General features: G+C 45.2%; 6 protein-coding genes. 4 read left to right on the top strand and 2 right to left on the bottom strand.

What is annotated here, in order from left to right:
• A partial coding sequence (locus FJW00_RS03925) for an ABC transporter permease (RefSeq protein WP_140923098.1) occupies positions 1 to 802 on the bottom strand: 802 nt, incomplete at its 3' end.
• Positions 799 to 1,866, bottom strand: coding sequence for an ABC transporter ATP-binding protein (locus FJW00_RS03920; RefSeq protein WP_046102998.1), 1,068 nt, complete (start codon positions 1,864 to 1,866; stop codon positions 799 to 801). The genes FJW00_RS03920 and FJW00_RS03925, both read right to left, overlap by 4 nt.
• Positions 1,867 to 2,081: 215 nt before the next feature.
• Between FJW00_RS03920 and FJW00_RS03915 the strand changes: the two genes are divergently transcribed.
• The 4 genes from FJW00_RS03915 to FJW00_RS22445 form a co-directional block, all read left to right on the top strand.
• The gene (locus FJW00_RS03915; protein ID WP_223812725.1) at positions 2,082 to 2,909 is read left to right on the top strand and encodes a glycerophosphodiester phosphodiesterase; all 828 of its coding nucleotides are present in this window, start codon (positions 2,082 to 2,084) and stop codon (positions 2,907 to 2,909) included.
• A 29-nt stretch (positions 2,910 to 2,938) separates the two neighbouring features.
• Complete coding sequence (locus tag FJW00_RS03910) at positions 2,939 to 4,057, top strand: ROK family transcriptional regulator (protein WP_140923097.1); 1,119 nt, start codon at positions 2,939 to 2,941, stop codon at positions 4,055 to 4,057.
• 70 nt (positions 4,058 to 4,127) lie between these two features.
• The gene (locus FJW00_RS03905; RefSeq protein ID WP_140923096.1) at positions 4,128 to 4,826 is read left to right on the top strand and encodes a DUF1868 domain-containing protein; all 699 of its coding nucleotides are present in this window, start codon (positions 4,128 to 4,130) and stop codon (positions 4,824 to 4,826) included.
• A gap of 155 nt (positions 4,827 to 4,981) precedes the next feature.
• On the top strand, positions 4,982 to 5,261 hold a 280-nt coding region (locus FJW00_RS22445; protein ID WP_219994842.1), incomplete at its 3' end, for a hypothetical protein.

Raw genomic sequence — 5,261 nt, 5'->3', positions numbered from 1 at the left:
GTGAGGTTATCATGATGATCATGGCAATCACGGCAGCGTTATTCCATTCTCCGTACTCCATAGCCGTTGACTGCATCAGTCGCGCAAGTGAATAAACATCATGAGGCCCGGCGACTGAGTAAAAAGCAAAGTCACCGATCGCATCAATGAATACAATAATCAATGCCACCTGCACTGCGGGCAGGGTAAGTGGCAGTACAATAGTGATAAACCGCTGCCACTTATTAGCGCCTAAATTTACCGATGCGTTTAAAAGATCATTTTTCACAGTATTCACTGAACTGCTTATCAGAATCAGCGCAAAGGGCATATTCTTCCATATCTGCAGGACAATGACTCCCGTGCCGAAACTGTCATTCTGCATACGCAGCGGCGCAGCGATAACTTTTGCGGCCAGAAGGAATTCATTAATAACACCATGGAATGAAATGATGTTAATAAATAAAAAGGCTGCAACAAGGCCAGGAATAAACATAGGTATACGCAGTATGGCAATGATACTTTCTTTCATGGGCAGCGGCTTTCTCAGCCATAAAGCGATGGGGTAGGCGAGAATAACGGCCCCCAGGGCTCCGAGAAGTGAAACTTTCAATGAATAAAGAAGTGAGCTCACCAGTACGGGATCGCGAAGCATCCCGGACCAGTACTGAAGTGTAAAATAACTTTCACCCGTCAGATTAAAATAGCCAATACTCTGCGCTATCAGAACATAGAATGTTGAGCCTATAAGCATAAGGATAGTACCAAGCCCGCTTATCATAAGAAGCCAGGCAAATAACTCCTGCCGGACATTAGTTTTCATATCACAGGCTCCAGAAATACGATGGCATTTTCAGGCAAATAGAAACATGCCTGCTCACCGGTTTTAAAGTAAGGTTTTTTTATAAGTTGCAGCCGCACGCCGGTTCCATCGCTTGTGTGCCCCAAAGCCTCGGTATGGTTTCCCATAAAAGCCATACTTTCAACGGTGATGGTAAAGTGATTAGAGTCTTTTCTGCTTTCCGGAATGTATACAGCATCTTCGGGTCGCCAGCATATCCAGCAATGATCGCTTTCAGGTACTCTCGAAGAGCTGACGTAGAAGCCCCCCATTGAAGTGGATACCCTGTAATAGCCGGGTTGTTCTGCCCTGCATATGGTTGCCTGCATAATATTTGCCGCACCAATAAAATCGGCAATAAAGCGGTTTGCCGGCTGATAGTATATTTCTTCAGGTGTGCCTGCCTGCGCAATGTTCCCTGCATTGAGTACCACAATTTTGTCTGACATGGAGAGCGCTTCACTCTGGTCATGCGTCACATAAACTGATGTAAGATTGTGGCGCTCCTGAAGCTGTTTGATTTCATATCTCACACTTTCACGCAGCTTTGCATCCAGATTGGAAAGAGGTTCATCAAAAAGCATGACGTGAGGCTTTGTTACCATGGCTCTCGCGATCGCAACTCTTTGCTGTTGCCCGCCTGAAAGCTGAGAAGGCATTTTGTGTCTTTGTGATCCGAGGCCCATCTGTTTCAGCACGGTATTGACCGTAGCTTTCTGTTCGCCAGGGGGGATCCTCTTCTGCTTCAGCCCATAAGCAATATTGTGAACAACATTCAGATGAGGGAATAAAGCGTAAGACTGGAAACACATCGCAGTGCTTCGCTTCTCCGGGGGTAGTGTATTAATTGCCTGACCGTTCAGAATGATGTTTCCACTGTCTGGGGTAACGAATCCCGCAATCATCTTCAGAAGGGTTGTTTTACCGCATCCGCTGGGTCCCAGCAGGGTGACAAACTCCCCTTCTTCAACATCGAAAGAGATCTCTCTCGCTGCATAGTACTCGTCAAAACGCTTTGTAATTTTTTCAAGTCTCAGTTTAGCCATCATGCAGTCCCTAATTATCATCACGATTAACTTTAATGATTAAACATTAAAATTTTATGACAGTGAATTGCTTGAGGATAACCCTCATTAAGAAAACTGTATGTATATGATTTTATTAAATAAAAAAATAAATTAGATTTTCGCTGCTTTTTTTATTAAGTTTAGATAACATACTTAATAGTGAAGAATAATACTTTTTCTCAAAGGTGCTGAACGTGTTCAACTTCCATCAGGCCAGTAAAGGGGTCGTACTGGCGAACGGCCATCGTGGATACTCCAGTAAGTATCCTGAAAATACGCTTTTAGCATTTGATGGCGCACGCCTGGCTGGAATGTCGAGTATTGAACTCGATGTGCACATGACTAAGGATGAGAAAATGGTGGTTATTCATGATTACCGCATTGACAGAGTATCGGATGGCTCTGGTTATGTGGCAAATATGACTCTCGACGAACTGAGAACGTATGACTTTGGCGTCAGCGTTTCCTCCGAAGAAGGAAAGGCTGCTATACCGCTACTGGATGACATCTTTGACTGGGCGATCAGACACGATATGGGTCTTGTCGTAGAGATAAAACAGCGCTGCCGTCTTGACCGCTTTATTGAAAGATTCACCCAACTGGTGAACACCAGAACCGGCATTATCGAAAGAATGCAGTTACTGGGGTTTAACCATGTACTGCTTAATCAGGTCAGGGACAGTGTTCCGGGTCTGAAGATTCAGACAGTCTCACTTGAACGTTATAAGAATCAGCTTGAAGCTATTCTCGGTTCGGGTGCTGATTGTGTTTGTCTTGAATATGAACATACACATATAGACGATCTGAAGGCCTATAAGCAGGCGGGATTAGGTGTACGCCTTTACCTTACTCCGGGCAAGCTCGGTCTTGATACGCTGGAGTACTACCGTTTTAAGTTCGGGCATGATGTCCGCAGCGAGATACTGTTCTGGATGAAGGAAGGTCTGATTGACATGGTCAGCCATGATGACGTCCTGTATGTCAAAAGACTCATCAAAGATGCCGGGTTAAAATGTGCTTAACCATTTGATACCCGCATATAGGAATTATCATGACTTTAGTCAGTGCACCTTTAGAACTGAGCGCGACGCAGCGTAACCTGCTCGACCTGATCAGGAATCATGGCACCGTTACACGTGCCGAACTCAGTCGCCTCTCAGGACTGACTCCGGGAGCTATAACACAGCAGTGTCGTGAACTGATTTTTACCGGGCTGATTATCGAGGGTGAGCCTGTACATGATGGCAAGCGTGGTCAGCCTTCTTTACCCCTGCGCCTGAACCCAGGAGGGGCCTGCTCTGTAGGCGTTTCCTTCAGTCCTGGGTTTATTGACATTGCCGTCGTTGACCTAAGCGGAAAACCGCTCATACAGGTTTCAGAAAAACATACTGAAAACCGTGAAATAGCCCATACGGTCAATCAGGTCATACAGATGGTTGCCGGTGCACTTAAAAAGAAACGTTTAAGTAACTCACGAATACTGGGCATTGGATATGCCGTTCCGGGATTCCTGAAAAAAGACGGCCGTAAAAGACAGACAGTAGCATGGCTTGATACCTGGAGGGAGGTTGACCTTCAGGCAGTTTTTGCTGCAGCGTTACCTTACCCGACCTGGGTAGAAAACATCGTAAATGCTTCTGTCATTGCCGAATATTACTCCGGTAATCACAGTAACATTTCTGACCTGGTCCTTATTGATCTGGGTTACGGAATTGCTGCAGGCATTATTGCTGACAATAAGCTTCTGAGTGGGGGGTTTTCGAATGCCGGAGAACTTGGAATGAGTTTCCCACTCGAACTGCCAAGGCCTTCTTATAAAGATTTGCTTATCACTCTGCAGAAGGCCGGTCTGGATCCCGATGAACTTGATGGCCTTGCTGGCAGCGGGAATAAGGTTATTGAGTGCTGGATAGCGCGTGTCAGTGAACAACTGGAACCCATTATATTCAGCTGTATCCAGTGGCTGGACCCTGAAGTTATCACGCTGGGTGGCGCGATGCCTAAAAAAATCGTCGGGCGGCTGGTGAAGGAGCTCAAACTCAGAGTCAGCGGACGATTAGAGCCGTTACGGCCATCAGCACAAATTGAAGCTTCTGCTTTCAGTAAAGAGGGTGCGTCACGCGGGGCAGCAATGCTGCCTTTATATTACACACTGAATATAAAAAAGTAGCAGTGCCGGATTAGTTTTACTCTGGTGTAAAGGGTACGCCGGCCCGTATATCAGTAAAAGAGGATGGGATATGTCACGTGATTTTGTCAGTTACGCCCCGGATGTGGGAAGAAAATTTTCATCCTCCGGGTGTCCTTTACCTTTTGCGGGTAATACATTTCTTGGCCACCTTGAACAGCAGGGGGAAGGATTTAAGACTTTTGATACAATTCTTAATGTATACAGAGCACTGCCGGAAACCAGTTTTTTCAGGAAAATGACGGCCCTTCCATCCAGTAGTTACCACATTACGCTTTTTACCGGTGTAAACGAGTGCGATCGTCATTCAGGCCCATGGCCAGCCGGTATATCTCGTGAGCTGGAGCTGGAGGAGCTTAACAGATGTTTTCTGGATAAACTTAATTTACGTCAGCCAGGCCTGTCTGAATCCTTTGATTTCATAGTGGACTCAGACGCACCATTACCGGGAAGAAATGATAATTTTTTCATCCCGCTAAAACCGGCCGATCAGACTACACACAATCGTCTTCAGAAAATAAGAGATGAGTTGTCAGAAATAACGGGTATTCGTCGCGACGATCATTGCTCCTATCAGTACCATATTACGCTCGGATATCTTCTGGAGACTCTTGATGGAGCGGAAATGCTGGAGTACAGAGATAAAAGCATGGAGTGGAGAGAAATGATTGCGAAGGCTGGTAACATTACCATTCGGGAATTTGAGTTCTGTACCTTACGGGACATGTATTCATTCCGAAGAATATTCTAAATCCGGCTCGACATGGTTTTTATTGTTTTCCCGACCTCGCAGCGTTGAAATATTCAAATAAAGAAACTCTACATTAAACAGGGTCAGGTCGCGCTCAATAAAAAAATTAACTATCAGCAACATAACTGTCAGGTCGCTCTGTGAAGGAGAATTACATGAGGTGGCTTTCTATGGTTAGACCTGTTTTCATTTTATCCGGGAGCGCAGGCTCTCCACTTGGTAATCTGATGCTTAATAAATATGATCAGATTGCTTCAGATATCGCTGCATCATGGGTAGGGGCATCTCAGGATGAACTGCTGATTTCATTAGGCTTACCACTAAAAATCATAAACCTGAGTAATGGAACCAGCATGCTGTTTTATCTGTATAGCAAGACTACATATAAATACGACTTAATCTCATGCAGTTACCTTCAGGAGTATGAAGTTAATT

The organism is Pantoea anthophila, from assembly GCF_006494375.1.
Taxonomy (GTDB): Bacteria; Pseudomonadota; Gammaproteobacteria; order Enterobacterales; family Enterobacteriaceae; genus Pantoea; species Pantoea anthophila.
The sequence above is the reverse complement of the archived record's forward strand: the minus strand, read 5'-3'. Positions and strand labels throughout refer to the sequence as shown.